Below are 19,011 nucleotides of genomic sequence, written 5' to 3'. Positions count from 1 at the left end.
GACTCTTCTTAAGAGCCTAACCTTATGACAAACTTAAAAGATATACTAGACAATATTAAACAGAATAGTTTTGCACTAGCTCCATTTCAGGTAATGAGTGAAGCGTTTAATTACTACAGAAAGACCTTCTTACTAGTAATTACAACTTTATTACTTACCTTTTTTGCTGCGACACTACTAGGTTCTCTGATATTAAGTCAATTCGTCACCTTAGATCCTAATCAAGATGTTCTACAAGAACAAATTCAGGAAATGACTAGACAGCTAACAGAACCTCCTTTTTTCTATTATTATCTTGTATCATTTGCTATATTTAGCGCTCTAGGAAGCATACTTATAGGTGGTTTTTATAAATTAAATGCACAAGTACACTTAAATGAAGTTCCTTCTTTCTTTAATGCATTTAAGTACTTCTTTAATATAAAAGGGCTTTATATCTTTATATCTCATTTATTGATATCACTTGTCTTTATGGCGATTACTATTCCTTTAAAGTTACAAAACCTTGAAATGGTTTCTATGGCTATTAACTGGATCATTAGTACTTTGACCATATTCACTATTCCCTTAATTATATTTGGGCACCTAAAGCCTATTGCAGCAATAAAGAATAGTATCATGGTTGTGAATAAACAACCTATCCCTATCATCCTAACGATAATACTGAACTACTTCTTTTTGATTAGTGGTTTACTATTCTTTGTTATTGGTATTTTATTTGTCTTACCTTATTTATTCGCAGTATACTTTGTGTTGTATAAACAAGTCATAGGATATAATCTAGAAGAGAATAAACAGCGCTAACCTAGCCATCCCTCTCTATCTAGACTACGATATTGTATTGCCTCAGCTATGTGCTGGGGCTTTATATTTTCTGAACCATCTAAATCAGCTATTGTGCGAGATACTTTTAATATCCTATCATAGGCTCTGGCTGATAAGTTTAGCTTATCCATAGCGGTTTTTAATAAGTTTAGCGAATCTTCTTGTAGGGCACAGTACTTCCTTAGCAGAGCAGTAGACATCTGCGCATTATAATGAACTCCTTTATGAGATTTAAATCTATCTGATTGTACTTCTCTTGCCACTACTACTCGCTCTCTGATATCTTGGCTTGGTTCTGACAATTGTTTATCTGACAATTTTTCAAAAGGTACAGGATTTACTTCTATATGTATATCTATTCGGTCTAGCAGAGGACCAGACACCTTGCTTAAGTACCGTTGCATCTCTAGTGGTGTAGACTTGACAGGTGCACTAGGATCATTAAAATAGCCACTCGGACTCGGATTCATACTTGCCACTAGCATAAATGAGGAAGGATACGTTATTGTAAACTTTGCCCGTGAGATAGTCACCTCCCTATCTTCTAGTGGTTGTCTCATCACTTCTAATACCTCTCTTTTAAACTCAGGCAACTCATCTAAAAACAGTACCCCATTATGCGCCAGAGATATCTCACCAGGTTGTGGATAACTTCCCCCTCCTACTAGAGAAACAGATGACGCAGTGTGGTGAGGACTTCTAAAGGGCCTAGACCTCATCAGCCCACAGTCTTTTGCCTTTCCTACTACACTGTGAATTTTAGTTGTCTCTAATGCTTCTTCTAGTGTCATCGGAGGCAGTATACTTGGTAGTCTTTTGGCGAGCATTGTCTTTCCAGAACCTGGAGGACCTATTAAGATGATATTATGCCCACCAGCTGCAGCTATCTCCATCGCTCTCTTGATACTCTCTTGTCCCTTCACATCCTTAAAGTCTATCTCTAGGTGATGCTCAGACTCTTCACTAAACATCTTAGTGAAGTCTAACTCCACTGGTACTAACTCCCCCTTTCCCTCTAAGAAGTCTATCACTTCTTTTATATTACTGACACCATATACCTCTAATCCTTCTACTATAGCGGCTTCCTTCTCATTCTCTTTTGGAATTATAATTCCTTTATACCCTTCTTCTTTTGCCTTTATAGCGATAGGGAGTGCTCCATTAATACACTGTACAGTACCATCTAAGGATAGCTCTCCCATAATAATATAATCCGACAACTCTTCTTGTAATGACATCTGGTTAGAAGCTGCCAAAATACCAATAGCAATCACTAGGTCATAAGCAGAACCTTCCTTACGCAAATTAGCAGGTGCTAAGTTGATTGTTATCTTCCTCCCTGGAAACTTATAACTGTTATTCTTCAATGCTGCGGCTATCCTATAGCTGCTCTCTTTTATCGCATTATCAGGTAGCCCTACTAAGTGATATCCTACTCCTCCATCTATGTGTACCTCTACTGTGATAGTTGTAGCTTCAATCCCAAATACAGCGCTCCCAAACACCTTTGTTAACATAATTTATGAGTATTAATTAATATTTACCTAATAAATTCAATCATTTCTTACTATTCTAAAAACATTATCTTTGCCAATATGTGGAGCGATACCACAAAAAGCAACAACTTTTATAAATAAGATTAGTTAAATTTAAACAATAATGACTATTACTCAATAACACAAAACAAATACAAAAACCTACAAATCAAACATTTATATTTATTAAATTAGTTTTTGATTACAAATAAAGTCGTTTTGGCATTAGTATTGAGTAAGGTTACTGTGGAGATAGACTCTCACCTACAACAACAAATAGTATTTAAAGAATTATGATTACAAGTAGAAAAACAGTTTTAGTAGCATTTTCAGCGTTGATTATGTTTGGTACATTGATAGGAATTAACAGCTGCAATATAGGTTCATCTAAAACACTAGATCCTAAAGAAAATGCTTTAGCCTTACCTATCATAAAAGTAGATACAACAACTGCAATTACAATCAAAGATTATATAGGAAATATAGAGGGAAAAGTAAACGTAGAAATCAGACCTCAAGTAGAAGGTATACTTGAAAAGATTTTCGTAGATGAAGGTGCTTTCGTAAAAGAAGGGCAACCTTTATTCCAAATAGACCCACTACCTTACCAAGAAGTTTTAAACAATATGATCGCTACTGAAAATGTAGAGAAAGCAAAACTTAAAAACGCAAAACTAGAAATAGACCGCCTAAAGCCTCTTATCGATAATGAGGTTATCGCTCAGGTACAATTAGAAACAGCAAAGTCTAACTACGATATCGCGAAAGCTTCTTTGGCTAAAGCTACTGCTGCTGTTAATAGTGCTAAGATTAGTCTTGACTACACTATTATAAAAGCACCTGTAAGTGGATACATCGGACGTATGCCTAAGCGTATTGGTAACTTAGTATCTAAAGGAGATAAAGAACCTCTAACTGTACTATCAGACGTGAGTGAGGTATATGTGTACTTCGGGATGAGTGAGTCTGACTTCTTATACTTCAGCAAAGACAATAAGAAAACAGATACAGCTAGTATCAGCAATGGGCACTACTTACCAGACGTTTCTCTAATCTTAGCAGATGGACACGAATACCCTGAGAAAGGTAAAGTAGATATGATCAATGGACAAGTAAACAGAACAACAGGTTCTATTTCTTTAAGAGCATCATTCCCAAACTCTAAAGACGTGATGAGATCAGGTAATACAGGAACGATCAAACTAAAAGAAACAAATCCTCGTGTTATTCTTATTCCACAAGAAGTAACTACTTCTATACAAGACAAGACTTTTGTTTATATCTTAGATAAAGAAGACAAAGTAAAATTACAGTCTATCGAATTAAATGGAGTGTCAGGAAATAACTTTATCGTATCTGAAGGATTACAAATCGGAGATAGAATTATCAAAACAGGTTTTGATAAACTTACTGAAGGGATGTATGTAAAACCTTTAAACTAGACAAAGTACTATTCAAAAGACAAAAACAGAATTTAGAGTATTTGTACTCGCCTTACAAAACAATTTAATATGTTAAAAGCCATTATAGAACGCCCCATATTAGCCACTGTAATCTCAATTATGTTTGTGTTACTAGGACTAGTAGGGCTTACCTTACTGCCAATTACAAGGTTCCCAGAGATTGCACCTCCTAGTGTAAGTGTATCAACTTCTTACCCTGGTGCCAATGCAGAGACTGTTGCTCAGAGTGTTTTACTTCCGATAGAAGAATCTATTAACGGGGTAGACAATATGACCTACATTAGCTCTAAAGCGAGTAACAGTGGATCAGGAACAATCAACGTATTCTTTAAAGCAGGTACTGACCCTGATCAAGCTGCGGTAAACGTACAGAACAGAGTAAGTAAAGCTGCTGGTGATCTACCATCAGAAGTGAATGAGAACGGTATATCTGTGACTCCTCGTCTTAGTGGTAACATTATGACGATCAACTTCTACAGTGATCACCCAGAAGAAGTATATGACGAAACTTTCTTACAAGCTTATACACAGATTAATATTAACCGTGAATTACTTCGTGTACCAGGAGTAGCTTCTGTGAGCCGTATTGGTGCTCGTGACTACTCTATGAGAACATGGTTAAACCCTGATAAGCTTGCCTTATATAGTTTAACTCCACAAGATGTCATCAGTGCGATCAAAGATCAAAACTTTGAGATTGCACCAGGTAGCTTTGGGGAGACATCTGATGAAGCCTTTGAGACTGCTTTAAAGCACAAAGGGAGATTTAACTTACCTGAACAATACGAGAACATCGTTATTAAAACGAATAAAGACGGTTCTGTTCTACTGCTAAAAGATGTAGCTAGAGTAGAGTTCGGAGCCTCTAACGTAGGTAGTGATAACAGTGTGAACGGGTACCCTGGTCTAACGATGAATATTACACAGACCAACGGTTCTAACGCACGTGATATCGATATCGCAGTGCGCAAAACATTAGAAAGACTGTCTAAATCATTCCCACAAGGAGTGCATTATGAAATTAGCTACTCTGTAAAAGCGCAGATAGACGAATCTATTAGTCAAGTAAGAAGTACACTATTCGAGGCATTCTTCTTAGTGTTTATTATTGTTTACTTGTTCTTACAGGATTTCCGTTCTACGATTATTCCAGTTATTGCTATTCCTATCTCGCTAGTAGGTACTTTGTTCTTTATTTATTTAATGGGATTCTCTATTAATATATTGACCATGTTTGCCTTAGTACTAGCCATTGGTATTGTGGTGGATGATGCCATCGTAGTAGTGGAAGCCATCCACGAGAAGATGCATCATACAGGAATGAAGGCAAAAGAAGCGACAATCACGACGATGAACGAAATTACGAGAGCTATTATCTCTATTACGTTAGTCATGTCAGCAGTATTCTTACCAGTAGGATTTATGCAAGGGCCTGCAGGGATATTCTATAAGCAGTTCGCTTATACCCTAGCCTTCGCTATTTTGATTTCTGCTGTGAATGCCTTGACGCTGAGTCCTGCACTATGTGCATTATTCTTAAAGCAACCATCAGGAGAAGAGTACGCTGCTCAGAAACCTCAAGCAGGCTTTAAGAGAATACGCAATAAGTTCTTCTTTGCATTTAATACTGCATTTGACAGTTTTACAGAGAAGTATGTCGTAACGATCAAAAAGTTAATTACGAACAAGAAGGTAGCTATCGCAGGATTAGCTCTAATCATAGGAGTTGGAGTTCTTTATCTATACAAGACCCCTTCTTCATTTATCCCTAGAGAAGATGATAGTTATATCACTTACTCTCTAGCCATGCCTCCTGGGGCTTCATTAGCACGTACTAAGGTAGTATTAGCAAAAGCAGATAGTATCTTAAAACAGCGTACGGATATCGAAGGGATGACAGCTATCTCAGGATATAATACGATAGATGGTAATGCCAGCCCATCATTTGCGGTAGGGTATATTAACCTTAAACCGTATAAAGAAAGAGGTAAAGTAAAGAATATAGACAAGATTATTGCAGAGATACAAGGCGATTTATCACAGATACACGAGGCTTCTTTTAACGTATTCCCTAGACCTACTATTTCTGGTTTTGGTGATTTTGGAGGAATTGAGTTCGTGTTACAAGACCGTATGGGAGGTGGATTTACAGAGTTCAACCAAGTGAGTGATGAGGTAATTAAACAATTAAATGACAGAGAAGAAATATCGAATGCCTTTACTTCATTTAAAGCAAACTACCCTCAGTATTTACTTGAAATTGACTATGTAAAAGCAAAATCGTTAGGTGTAAGTGTAAAAGACCTAATGACTACTATCAAGAACTACTATGGTCGTGTAAAAGCAGGGGACTTTAATAGATTCGGTAGAACGTACCGTGTATATATGCAGGCAGACATCCCATTTAGAGAGAGTCCACAGTCCTTCTCTTCTATCTATGTAAAGAACAAAGATGGAGAAATGCTACCTGCTAATACCTTGATTAAACTGAAGAAAGTATTAGGTCCGGAAACTGTGACTAGATATAACTTATATAACTCTATCTCTATCAAAGCTAATCCTGCACCAGGATATAGTACAGGAGATGCGATGAAAGCGATAGAAGAAGTAACAGAACAACTACCTGGTAACTACTCTTATGAGTACACAGGTATGTCATTAGAAGAAAAAGATTCGGGTAACCAAGCGATTATCATCTTTGGGCTAAGTATCATCTTTGTATACTTCTTATTATGTGCTCAGTATGAGAGTTACTTATTACCAGTAGCGATTCTATTGACAGTACCGACAGGATTATTAGGGGTAGCCCTATTCGTTAACCTCGCTGGATTACAAAACAATATCTATGTACAAGTAGGATTGATTATGTTGATCGGGTTATTAGCGAAGAATGCCATCCTTATCGTAGAGTTCGCTCTACAACAGCGCAAAAACGGATTGTCGATATTCGATGCTGCCGTAGAAGGAGCTAAAATGCGTCTAAGACCTATCCTAATGACATCATTTGCTTTCGTAGCAGGTTTAATACCGTTGATGTTTACAGTAGGACCATCAGCTCAAGGAAACCACTCGATCAGCTTCAGTGCTGCTGGTGGTATGATATTTGGAGTAATTGCAGGTATATTTATTATCCCAGTATTATTCTATATCTTCCAGACTTGGGACGAAAAACTTAAATCTAAACTTACTAATGAATAAAAGATAGAAACCATGAACACAAAAAGAATTATAACAAGCACTTTATATGTATCGGTGGTTTCCGCAGCTTTAGCCTTACATTCTTGTGCTCCACAGTCTAACTATAAAGCACCTGAATTCGAATTGCCAGAACAGTATAGAGGTCAACTAGACTCTATCAACAATACTAGGGATTCGGTAGGAATAGCTGATATTGATTGGAAGACGTTCTTTGAAGATGAGAAGTTGATTGAATTAATCAACAGTGGATTAGAACACAACTTCGATATGGCTAATGCTATAAAGAATATCGAAATAGCTGACCAAAAGGCTAGACAAGCTAAACTAGAATGGCTGCCATCAGTAGATATGACACTTGGCAATGTAGCTTATCAGTATCGCTCTTCTAATTACTATGGATCAGCAGCAAGTAAATACTACGAAAACAAAGGGAAAGACGCTCCTGAGAATATGTATGTCAACTCTGCTCAATACGTCTCTTCTCTAAGTGTAAGCTGGGAATTAGACGTCTGGGGAAAGATGAAGAGCATGAGTGCTGAAGCTCTAGCGAACTATCTACAGACTCACGAAGCTCGCAAAGCGGTACAGACTACTCTAATCGCTAATATAGCAGAAGGATATTATAACTTACTACTGCTAGATGCTCAGATGGAAGTAGCTCAGTCTAACTATGAATTGACGAAGAATACCCTAAAGATAGTTGAACTACAACGAGATGCAGGTCAGACCACCTCTCTTGCTATTCAACAGACGCGTAACCAAATGCTAGTAGCAAAGGCGTTAATCCCTTCTCTAAAACAGCAAATAGCAGTTCAGGAGAATGCGTTATCCCTGCTTACAGGACAGCTACCAGATGCTATCGAGCGAGATGCTAAGTTAGCAGAGGTCAACTACCAAGAAACACTGACAACAGGAGTACCACTATACTTAGTGAGCCAGCGTCCTGATGTACAACAAGCAGAACTAGCCCTAAAAGCGAGTAATGCAAGAGTAGGTGTAGCACAGACTAGCAGATACCCTTCTCTTACAATAGATGTAACGGGAGGATTAAATAGTATGTTAGGTAAGAATTGGTTTAATATACCTGGTTCTTTATTCGGTGGATTAATAGGTGATGTAGCCGCTCCTCTATTTAATAAGCGAAAACTAAAAACAGATTATGAAGTAGCTAAAATAGAAAGAGAAAAAGCAGAAATAGACCTTCAGAAGTCCGTCTATACAGCTATCACAGAAGTATCTGATGCCTTAATCACATTAGAGACAGTGAAAGAGCAGATAGAGATCGCTGAAGAGCAAGTAGCGACTTCTAGATTAGGGGTAAAGCAATCTAACTTACTGTTTAACAGTGGATATGCCAACTATATAGAGATTATCAATGCACAAAAGAATATGCTAGATAGTGAGCTGAACCTAAACAAATTAAAACAGAACAAACTAATTTCAAGAGTAAAACTATACCAAGCTCTTGGTGGTGGATGGAAATAGTACTCCACATTTATACTCTTATAATCTATACCAGAAAAGGCTGTCCATGGACAGCCTTTTTTATTACTCTTATTTTAGCTAGCATCTAATCTGATTGCAGGTTCCTCATTAGTACCTATATCGTATATCCATACTCACTCCGTTATTTTATACAAATTAACGGACTCACTACGGACTCATAACGGACTCATAACGGACTCATTCGAAACAAAACAGCATGAGTATTTATAGTAAAGTCATACAACATTAAATCCCTATAAACTATATTTATATTCTACTTCAGAAGTATAAATATAAAAAAAGCTGTCCAAAATTAGACAGCTTACTTCTATTATTTTTTTAATTGATACCTGCTTGATTTAGCCATGCGCTATACTTTCTACTGTTAGCATTATGCTGAGCTAGTGTTACCGCAAACTCGTGATATCCTAATCTATCTACACTTGCACAGAAGTACACATAATCGTGTTTCTCTGCATTCAACACTGCATCTATACTAGACTGATCTGACATAAAGATAGGTCCTGGAGGTAGTCCTGTATTCTGATACGTATTATAAGGTGATGGTATCTGAGTATCCTTTAGATACACTCTTTTGATCACTTGTTTAAAATCATTAGTATGTAGTTTCTTAGCATATACTACAGTAGGGTCTGCTTGTAACGGCATTCCTAACTTAATTCTATTTAGGTACACTCCTGCTACTTTTTCTTTCTCGTCTGCTTTACTCGTTTCTTTCTGAACAATAGAAGCTAAGATAGATACCTCTACAGGTGTTAGCCCTAGAGCTTTTGCTTTCTCTTGACGCTCAGCGTTCCAGAATCGGATGTACTCCTTATGCATCTTATTACGGATTTTCAAAGGGCTTACATTCCAATAGAATTCATATGTCTCAGGTAAGAAAGAGACTAATACACTTTCTTTAGTAAATCCGTTTTCTTCTAAGAAACTAGGTTCATAGAACGTCTCTAAGAAACCTATACTATCCGTCTCAAACATAGAACCTAATCTCCCTGCGAAATCTTCTATTCGCTCAAGGTTATTATACGTTAGACGCACAGGTACATTCTTTCTAAGTGCCTCGATGATGTCATAGGTATTCATTCCGTTTCTAAGTTTAAAACGACCACTGAATACATTAGACGGATAACTGCGTTGTTCTGCTATTTCTACGAAACCTTCTTTATCATTTAGATAAGGTTCTAATACCTTTAATACAGAATGAAAGTTATCTTCTTGCTTAATGTAGATAAACTGTTCTTCATCCCAACCTTTTAAATTAGGCGAAAACGCCTTACCATACCATATATACAAGTATCCTAATAGTCCAAATCCCCCTAGAACAACTAGAATAACTAAGATGTTTTTTAACTTCATAATTTTATTTAAAATAATAATTGATACAACGCTTCGTCTTTATAAACTCCGCCAACTCTTTCCCAATCTTTCTTTATACCTACTAGTTTAAAACCGTATTTTAAAAACAGTTGTTGACTAGGATAATTATCTACCGAAATATTAGCATACAGCTGGTGCAAACCTAATACTTCTTTGCCATAATTAATAACTAATTCTAATGCTTCTGCTCCTGCTCCTTTCCCTCTATCCTCTGGGTGTTGGATTACAATACCTACACCTGCTCTATTGTTCTTAGGGTCAAACTCAAATAGATCGATTAACCCTAATGCCTGTTCTGTATCTATATCACAGATTACTAATCGCAACTGCTTTACTTCATAGATATCGAGATGAGCATTCTCTAAATACTGTCGAATCAAGAAGCGACTATAAGGTGTCACCGTATTACTAACTTCCCATAGATCAACATCATTCTCTATCTGATAGATAAATTCTAAATCTTCTGGCTCTAAAGCACGTAAAAATATAGCATTCCCACGAATATGTAACATCTTTTTTATATTTGTATTGTCCCTTCAAACGCTAGTTTGGCTGGTCCGCTTAATACTACATTTCTATAACTAATACGATCCTCTGTCTCAAAACTAATCGTCAGACTTCCTCCCTCTACATCTATCTTCACTTCATTGTGATCACACTTCCCCTGAGCATACATCGAGATAGCTACTGCAGTAGCTCCTGTACCACAAGATAACGTCTCGTCTTCTACCCCTCTCTCGAATGTGCGTATTCTGAAATGATTAGGTCCTTCCTGCTCTACGAAGTTTACATTAGTACCTCCTGGTGCATATAATTCGCTCTCTCTTATCTCTTGTCCTATACCGAATACATCATAACTTCCTAAATCTCTCACTACCTGTACATGATGAGGTGATCCCGTATTTAAAAAGCTGTATGACTTCTCTATCTCTATCCCAGACACATTGATCATCTGTAGTGATACTATTCCCTCGCTACTAATGGTAGCGGTATGTTCTCCATCTATAGCTATAAAACGGCAATTGTCATTAATTATTTTTAATTGTTTCGCAAAGGCTACTAGACATCTACCTCCATTACCACACATAGTACTCTCACTTCCATCTGCATTATAATAGACCATTCTAAAATCATATCCTTCTGCTTCTTCTAACAAAATCAAACCGTCTCCACCTATTCCAAAGCGTCTATGACATAAATGTGCTACTAATTCCTTGTCTTCTTTAGGAAAAAAACTAGTGCGGTTATCTATCATTACGAAATCGTTACCAGTTCCCTGATATTTATAAAATCTCAACATATAGCTAATCTTACTTAAAGTGGTAAAAATACAAATAATGTATGTTAAAACACGGTGTTAAGTGATGGTTAAACATCATTTTGTTCAAATTTTTATTTATTAATTTTAGTCTTATTTAATTAATAGATTTATATATGAAAAAGATCTTAGGTGTTTTTTTAATTTGTTTATTAAGTGGTAGTATGACACTGGCTGGTTATAAGTATTTTTTTGAAAATCAAAACAATACTGAACTAAGTAAAGTAGAGGATCTACCCTCTGCACTTTCTACTACTAAATCTTCTATTATCCCAAATTCGTCTATTGATTTCGTTGAAGCTGCTGAAAATACTGTAAATACAGTAGTTCACGTCAAAAATCTAAGTTACGTATCTTCTCGTTCTAACCCTATTATGGAACTATTCTATGGGTATAAGCCTTCGCCAAAACCTCAGATAGGAACAGGGTCAGGTGTTATCATTACTGAAGATGGTTATATCGTCACGAATAACCACGTGATCGCTAATGCTTCTGAACTAGAAGTGACACTCTCGAATAATGAAACGTATAAAGCGAGACTAATCGGTACGGATAAAGAAATGGATATCGCACTATTAAAAATAGAACCAAAAGAGAAATTATCTTATATCGTATTTGGAGATTCTGACGACATTCAACTAGGAGAATGGGTTATCGCTGTAGGTAATCCTTATAACTTAACCTCTACAGTTACAGCAGGTATCGTATCTGCTAAAGCTCGTAATCTATCTAAGACAAGTATTCAGTCTTTTATACAAACAGATGCCGCTATCAACCCTGGTAATAGTGGTGGTGCCTTAGTCAATACTAAAGGAGAATTAATCGGTATTAACACCATGATCTCGTCTAACACAGGTGCTTATGTAGGGTACGCCTTCGCTGTCCCTTCTAATGTAACGCGTAAGATAGTTGAGGATTTATTAGAATATGGAAATGTACAGAATGCTACTCTAGGGGTATCTGGATATGAATTAACTCCTCAAATTGTCAAAGAGCTCAACATTAGCAATACTTCTTTTGGTTTTTATATTCAAGATATCATATCGAACTCAGGTGCGGCTCAGGCTGGATTGAAAAATGGAGATATTATCACTAAGATTAACAATAAAGAGATTAAGACCTTTGTAGACCTCCGCTCAATCATTAATACTAAACGCCCTAAAGATATAGTAACAATAGAATATCTAAGGGGTAACGATACGCATAGTACTTCTATAACACTAGGCAAGAATGAACCTCGCAAAATAGAGTTTAGAGGATTAGAATTACAAGAATTAGATGCAGTCGAAAAAGAAGAACTAAACATCAACTACGGATTTAAAATAACGAAGATATTAGACAAGGATTTTGCGAAATATGAAGACGATTTGATCGGCAGTATTCTCCTTTCTATCAATGATATTAAAGTTTCTAACATCAATCAAATTAAAAATATCGACTCTCAGGTTAATCAAAATCAAAAAATAAAGCTCACTTTAATGAATAAAAACGGAGAATACCTTCGTTTACTAATATAATCGTAAGGTTCACCCAATAAATACACTAAAAAGAGTATTTTAAACTTTCCAACTTGATTAATTCATTAAAAAAACAGACTTTTGCAGTAATTTATCACAACACAATTTAATATATGAAAAATACTAGTCTTTACGAGAAAGAATTAGCTTTTCAAGCAGATCGTAGAAAAGCATGCGTAGAGTTTATTAAGATTATTAGTGACCTATGGTATGACAAGTCTATTGAACTATTGATGTTCCGTAACCAACTTATTGACCGTAGCGTTAGCGATATCATTAACTTACATGAGTATGCTGCAAAATTTGTTGGGAAACCAATCAATATTTTTGATTCTGTAGAAATAGCTGAAGCGATTCAACGAGCTGACTTACCACCTTCTAGAATCGATATCGGTCGTTTAACTTATGAATATCACTTAGAAGACAACAAGCACAGCAATGCTTTAGACTTTGTTATTTCTAAATTAAAAGACGCTAAAGAAACAGAAGAATTAGTACCTAAAGACGTAGTACTTTACGGATTCGGACGTATCGGACGTTTATTAGCTAGAGAGTTAATGAATAAAATCGGTAAAGGACAACAAATGCGTTTAAGAGCAATTGTAACTCGTGATAAAAACGATGCAGTTCTTTTAGAAAAACGTGCTTCTTTACTTAAATATGACTCAGTACACGGAGACTTCGAAGGTTCAGTAATCGCTGATCCTGAAAACAATGCTTTAATCATTAACGGTACTACAGTACACATGATTTCTGCTAATGCTCCAGAAGAAATCGACTATACTCAATACGACATTGAGAATGCTTTAATCATCGATAATACAGGTGCTTTTAAAACTGATGAAGATTTAAAACGTCACTTAACTTCGAAAGGTGCTTCTAAAGTATTATTGACAGCTCCTGGAAAAGGTGTACCAAACATCGTTCACGGTGTTAATCACACTGAGTATGATCCAAACCAAGTAGATATCTGGTCTGCTGCTTCTTGTACTACGAATGCTATTACTCCTATCTTAAAAGTAATGGAAGATAACTTCGGTGTAGTAAAAGGACACTTAGAGACTATCCACGCATATACAAATGACCAAAACTTAGTAGATAATATGCACAAGAAATACCGTCGTGGTAGAGCTGCTGCATTAAACATGGTTATCACTGAGACAGGTGCAGGAAGTGCTGTAGCTAAAGCGTTACCATCATTAGCTGGTAAACTTACTTCTAACGCTATCCGTGTACCAGTACCTAATGGATCACTTGTAGTATTAAACTTAGAGGTTGGTAAAGAAACTTCTGTAGAAGATTTAAATGAAGTAATGCGAAAAGCTGCTCTTAACGGAGACTTAGTAGAGCAAATTAAATATTCTATCAATAACGAATTAGTATCATCTGATATCGTAGGAACATCTGCTCCATCTATTTTTGACAGTAAAGCTACTATCGTTTCTGCAGATGGTAAAAACGTAGTTATGTACGTATGGTATGATAACGAGTATGGTTATAGCCACCAAGTTATCCGCTTAGCTAAGTACATCGCTCAAGTTAGACGTTATACTTACTATTAGTAGATAGTAAGCTTAATATATAAAAAAGTCCAGCTAATGCTGGACTTTTTTTATACTTCTATGTATTACATTTTTATTTCAATAATTCGTCTAGTGTTACTCTAAACTTAGAGCTATTCCAGTCAGCTGCCCTAAACTTACGCACTACTATATTCCCTTTTTTATCTATTACATAAGATGCTGGTATAGATTCTGAAAACAAGACAGCAGGAGCTGCATTCTGTTCAAAATAAATAGGTAAAGTATACTGATGCTTCTCTTTAAAAGCCTTTACCTTATCAGGAGACTCTGAGGTAACGAAAAGAAATACTGCTTTATCTTTATAATCGTTATAAAGCTCTTGAAAGCTAGGTTTCTCAGCTAAACATGGAGGGCACCACGTAGCCCAAAAGTTAATGATAACCACTTTTCCCCTAGTCTTATCTAAATCAAAAGTTTGTCCATGCTCATCTATTAAATGCCATGACTCGTAATTCACTGTTTGTTGATTTTCGACTTTCTCTAAGCTAGGACTCATAGCCACAAGCCTATTCAGCCACACCTTCACACTATCCCCTAAAGGAGTAAATAAAAAAACTCCTAATACAATAATAAATATAGCATTAGATATCCATCCTTTCTTCTTGGTATTCTTCTCACTCATACTCTTACTTTATTCAATATTTAAATCTAGAATACTCATTATACAAATACTACAAACCTATTCTACGTTATAATTATTGTACAATCACTTTTCGTTTATCTTTTTATAATGTATTCTGAGTTAAATATATAAAGAAGTCGCCACAACAAAAAATGTACTTATCTAAAACTGCACTAAGATTTTCTAAACATATCGTCAAAGTCCACATCTACTCTTCCTGGTAATACGATATTTAATACTATCCCTATAATAGATGCCAATGCCATTCCTTCTAATGAGAATAATTCTCCTATATGAATAGCTGCTCCTCCGATACCGATAATCAATATAACTGATGAAATAATCAGGTTTCTCTTTACCTTAAAGTCTACATCATTCTCAACTAACATTCTCAATCCACTCGAAGCAATAATACCAAATAAGAGAATAGAAACACCTCCCATTACAGGTGCAGGTATCGTACTTAACAAAGCTGATATCTTACCACAAAAACCAAACAGAATAGCAAAACATGCTGCTCCCATAAATATATATATACTAAAGGCTCTTGTAATAGCTAATACTCCAATATTCTCACCATAAGTAGTATTAGGTGGTCCTCCTATCAATGAGGCTAACATAGTAGCTACTCCATCTCCTAACATACTCTTATGCAATCCAGGATCTTTTATTAAATCTTTATCAATGACTTTACTCAACACCAACTGATGGCCTATATGTTCTGCAATAGGTACAATAGCTACAGGTAACATCAATAAAATAACATACCATGACACAGTAGGCTCGTAATGTACAAAAGGAACCATAAAATTCGGTACTTCAAACCAATTAGCTTCAATCACTTTTTCGAAGTGAACTACTCCCATGATTGCAGAAAAACAATAACCTCCTACAATACCTACTAGCACAGGGATAACACTAAGGAAACCTCGGGTAAATATTGCTGTAATAATCGTTATGGCTAATGTAACTAGGCCAATCATAACATAAGTTAAGTCATATTCTCCTTGAGGATTATTAGTCACCATACCGATGGCTGTACTCGCTAGTCCTAATCCTATAACCATAATAACAGGCCCAACTACGATAGGTGGTAATAATCTCATTAACCAATTAGTACCTGCCTTAGCAATTAGTAATGCTACTAAAGAATAAACAACTCCTACAAGAAAACTACCTACTAAAAAACTGCCTACAGGCATACCTGAAGAAGGGTCTGCTTCTAAAGCTTTCATTGCTATAATAGGGTTTATAAAAGCAAAAGAAGAGCCTAAGTATGAAGGAACTTTCCCTCTAGTTATAAAGATAAAGACCAATGTACCAATACCACTCGATATTAAAGCTATAGCAGGATTCATTCCTGTCAAGGTAGGAACTAAGACTGTCGCTCCAAACATCGCAAATAAATGTTGGACACTCAATAGAATCCACTGCCCTAATTTAGGCTTCTCATCTACTGCTAATACTATTTTCTTATCCTCTATATCACTCATTTGTTGTCTTGTTTACTAGTTATAACTAGAGTGCAAAATTAGTTAATTCAAAGTTAATAACACCTCTATTCAAACAGATAAAAAAAGGGTACCTCAATTGAGATACCCTTTATAATATAGAATTGTAGAGTTAATTACTTACCTGCTGCAATTAAGTTTAATGCAGAACCTGCTTTAAACCATTCTATTTGACTAGCGTTATACGTATGGTTAGCCATGATGATGTCCTTAGATCCATCAGCATGTACGAACTCTAATGATAACTGTTTACCTGGTGCAAACTCAGTTAAATCTAAGAAGTTGATTGTATCATCTTCTTTTATCTTATCATAATCAGCTTCATTAGCAAACGTTAAAGCTAACATTCCTTGTTTCTTTAGGTTTGTTTCATGAATACGTGCAAAAGACTTCACTAATACAGCTTTTACCCCTAAGTGACGAGGCTCCATAGCTGCGTGCTCACGTGATGATCCTTCACCATAGTTCTGATCTCCTACTACGATAGTAGGAACATTAGCTGCTTTATACTCTCTTTGTACTGCAGGTACTGCTCCGTAAGCACCTGTCAGTTGGTTCTTCACTTTATTTGTCTCATGATTAAAAGCATTCTCTGCTCCTATCAACATATTGTCAGAAATATTATCTAAATGTCCACGGAAACGCAACCAAGGACCAGCCATAGAAATATGGTCTGTAGTACATTTACCAAAAGCTTTAATCAACAATTTAGCTCCAGTAATGTTCTTTCCATCCCATGGAGTAAATGGCTCTAACAATTGTAAACGACTAGAAGTAGGGTTTACATCTACTACTACATTTGAACCATCAGCAGCTGGTGCTTGATATCCAGGATCCTCTACTGCAAAACCTTTAGTCGGCAATTCATCACCTGTAGGAGGTACTAATTTTACTTCTTCTCCATTATCGTTAATTAGTGTATCTGTGATAGGGTTAAAACCTAAGTCACCAGCAATAGCTAAAGCAGCTACCATTTCAGGAGATGTTACAAAAGCATGGGTATTTGGGTTACCATCCGCACGCTTAGAGAAGTTACGGTTAAACGAATGAACAATAGTGTTTTTCTCTTGTTTATCAGCTCCTTCACGATCCCATTGACCGATACATGGCCCACAAGCATTGGTAAATACTTTTGTTCCCATCTTCTCAAAAGTCTCAATGATACCATCTCTTTCAATTGTATAACGAATTTGTTCAGAACCTGGGTTAATACCAAATTCTGCCTTAGGAGTGATTCCTTGAGCTACTGCTTGTTCTACAATAGAAGCCGCTCTAGACATATCTTCATAAGAAGAGTTCGTACAAGAACCTATTAATCCCCATTCTACTTTTAATGGCCATCCGTTAGCTTCTGCTTCTGCTCTCATTTTTGACACAGGAGTTCCTCTATCTGGTGTAAAAGGTCCATTAATATGTGGTTCTAATTCTGATAAGTTTATTTCTATTAACTCGTCAAAGTATTTTTCTGGGTTAGCGTACACTTCAGCATCTGCTGTTAAGTGTTCAGCTACCTTATCAGCAGCATCCACTACATCTTGACGACCTGTAGCTGCTAAATATCTTCTCATTGAATCATCGTATCCAAATGTAGAAGTAGTCGCACCTATCTCTGCTCCCATATTACAAATAGTACCTTTACCTGTACATGACATAGAAGTAGCTCCTTCACCGAAATACTCTACGATAGCTCCAGTTCCTCCTTTTACAGTAAGAATATCTGCTACTTTAAGAATAACGTCTTTAGGGGCAGTCCAACCGTTTAACTTACCAGTTAACTTCACACCTATTAATTTAGGAAACTTTAATTCCCAAGCCATGCCAGACATTACATCTACTGCATCAGCTCCACCTACACCTATAGCTAACATACCTAGACCACCAGCATTAACTGTATGTGAATCTGTACCAATCATTAATCCTCCTGGGAAAGCATAGTTCTCTAGTACAATTTGATGAATAATACCTGCTCCTGGTTTCCAGAAACCAATACCATATTTATTAGATACAGAAGATAAAAAGTTAAACACCTCTGATGATTGGTTTTGTGCTGTTTGAAGATCTGTAGCAGCACCTACTTTTGCTTGGATTAAGTGGTCACAGTGTACTGTAGTTGGCACGGCTACCTTTTCTTTTCCAGCGTGCATAAATTGTAATAAAGCCATCTGAGCTGTTGCATCTTGACACGCTACACGGTCTGGTGCAAAGTCTACATAGTCTTTACCTCTCTCAAATGATTGTGATGGTGTTCCATCCCATAAGTGAGTATATAAAATCTTTTCTGAAAGTGTTAATGGACGACCTACTAGTTCACGAGCTTTCGCTACGCGGTCAGGCATCTTATCATACACTTTTTTAATCATTTCAATATCAAAAGCCATAATAAAGTTCTTTTTTTACAATTTAAATTATTAAGACAATTTACAGTTTTTTACCTCTAATAAATTCTATATAAATGTTAAAACAATATATTTAAAATGATTCTATTTAATTGAAATAAGTTTACAAAATAGACTATAATACTATGTCTAAGTATAATATCACAACAAATGATTAGTT

Annotated in this window: 13 protein-coding genes; 6 read left to right on the top strand and 7 right to left on the bottom strand. The window is 36.1% G+C overall.

What is annotated here, in order from left to right:
* The first annotated feature begins 24 nt into the window (after positions 1-24).
* Complete coding sequence (locus AABL87_RS02020) at positions 25-804, top strand: hypothetical protein (RefSeq protein WP_006256780.1); 780 nt, start codon at positions 25-27, stop codon at positions 802-804.
* Here the strand turns inward: AABL87_RS02020 and AABL87_RS02015 are convergent.
* Positions 801-2,342 carry a YifB family Mg chelatase-like AAA ATPase gene (locus AABL87_RS02015; RefSeq protein WP_006260801.1) on the bottom strand — a complete coding sequence of 514 codons (1,542 nt, stop codon included), beginning with the start codon at positions 2,340-2,342 and terminating at the stop codon, positions 801-803. The two genes, AABL87_RS02020 and AABL87_RS02015, sit on opposite strands and share 4 nt — an antisense overlap.
* Positions 2,343-2,653: 311 nt before the next feature.
* Here AABL87_RS02015 and AABL87_RS02010 point away from each other — a divergent pair, with 311 nt between their 5' ends.
* The 3 genes from AABL87_RS02010 (at position 2,654) to AABL87_RS02000 (ending at position 8,506) form a co-directional block, all read left to right on the top strand.
* Entirely contained in the window at positions 2,654-3,802 is a 1,149-nt protein-coding gene (locus AABL87_RS02010; RefSeq protein WP_006256783.1) for an efflux RND transporter periplasmic adaptor subunit, read from the top strand.
* Between the two features lie 69 nt (positions 3,803-3,871).
* Positions 3,872-7,021, top strand: coding sequence for an efflux RND transporter permease subunit (locus AABL87_RS02005; RefSeq protein ID WP_225581668.1), 3,150 nt, complete (start codon positions 3,872-3,874; stop codon positions 7,019-7,021).
* Between the two features lie 12 nt (positions 7,022-7,033).
* Positions 7,034-8,506 carry an efflux transporter outer membrane subunit gene (locus AABL87_RS02000; RefSeq protein ID WP_326367973.1) on the top strand — a complete coding sequence of 491 codons (1,473 nt, stop codon included), beginning with the start codon at positions 7,034-7,036 and terminating at the stop codon, positions 8,504-8,506.
* Between the two features lie 339 nt (positions 8,507-8,845).
* On the opposite strand, the gene mltG is transcribed toward AABL87_RS02000, so the two are convergent.
* The 3 genes from mltG to dapF are packed head-to-tail and all read right to left on the bottom strand — an operon-like array spanning position 8,846 to position 11,204.
* Entirely contained in the window at positions 8,846-9,883 is a 1,038-nt protein-coding gene (gene mltG / locus AABL87_RS01995; RefSeq protein WP_006256786.1) for an endolytic transglycosylase MltG, read from the bottom strand.
* A gap of 8 nt (positions 9,884-9,891) precedes the next feature.
* Positions 9,892-10,416, bottom strand: coding sequence for a GNAT family N-acetyltransferase (locus AABL87_RS01990; protein WP_025125167.1), 525 nt, complete (start codon positions 10,414-10,416; stop codon positions 9,892-9,894).
* A 5-nt stretch (positions 10,417-10,421) separates the two neighbouring features.
* Positions 10,422-11,204, bottom strand: a complete 783-nt coding sequence (gene dapF / locus AABL87_RS01985; RefSeq protein ID WP_341276873.1) for a diaminopimelate epimerase — start codon at positions 11,202-11,204, stop codon at positions 10,422-10,424.
* 134 nt (positions 11,205-11,338) lie between these two features.
* Here dapF and AABL87_RS01980 point away from each other — a divergent pair, with 134 nt between their 5' ends.
* Positions 11,339-12,739, top strand: coding sequence for a S1C family serine protease (locus AABL87_RS01980; RefSeq protein WP_341276872.1), 1,401 nt, complete (start codon positions 11,339-11,341; stop codon positions 12,737-12,739).
* A gap of 113 nt (positions 12,740-12,852) precedes the next feature.
* Complete coding sequence (locus AABL87_RS01975) at positions 12,853-14,301, top strand: glyceraldehyde-3-phosphate dehydrogenase (RefSeq protein ID WP_006256790.1); 1,449 nt, start codon at positions 12,853-12,855, stop codon at positions 14,299-14,301.
* A gap of 73 nt (positions 14,302-14,374) precedes the next feature.
* On the opposite strand, the gene AABL87_RS01970 is transcribed toward AABL87_RS01975, so the two are convergent.
* The 3 genes from AABL87_RS01970 to AABL87_RS01960 form a co-directional block, all read right to left on the bottom strand.
* The gene (locus AABL87_RS01970; protein WP_058699429.1) at positions 14,375-14,944 is read right to left on the bottom strand and encodes a TlpA family protein disulfide reductase; all 570 of its coding nucleotides are present in this window, start codon (positions 14,942-14,944) and stop codon (positions 14,375-14,377) included.
* A 173-nt stretch (positions 14,945-15,117) separates the two neighbouring features.
* Positions 15,118-16,437 carry a solute carrier family 23 protein gene (locus tag AABL87_RS01965; protein ID WP_058699428.1) on the bottom strand — a complete coding sequence of 440 codons (1,320 nt, stop codon included), beginning with the start codon at positions 16,435-16,437 and terminating at the stop codon, positions 15,118-15,120.
* Positions 16,438-16,571: 134 nt separating this feature from the next.
* Positions 16,572-18,833: an aconitate hydratase gene (locus tag AABL87_RS01960; protein ID WP_006263118.1), complete on the bottom strand. Its 2,262-nt coding sequence runs from the start codon at positions 18,831-18,833 to the stop codon at positions 16,572-16,574.
* Positions 18,834-19,011: the final 178 nt, after the last annotated feature.

The sequence above is a fragment of the Myroides sp. C4067 genome (assembly GCF_038039665.1).
In the GTDB taxonomy this organism is placed as follows: Bacteria; Bacteroidota; Bacteroidia; order Flavobacteriales; family Flavobacteriaceae; genus Flavobacterium; species Flavobacterium odoratimimum.
The sequence above is the reverse complement of the archived record's forward strand: the minus strand, read 5'-3'. Positions and strand labels throughout refer to the sequence as shown.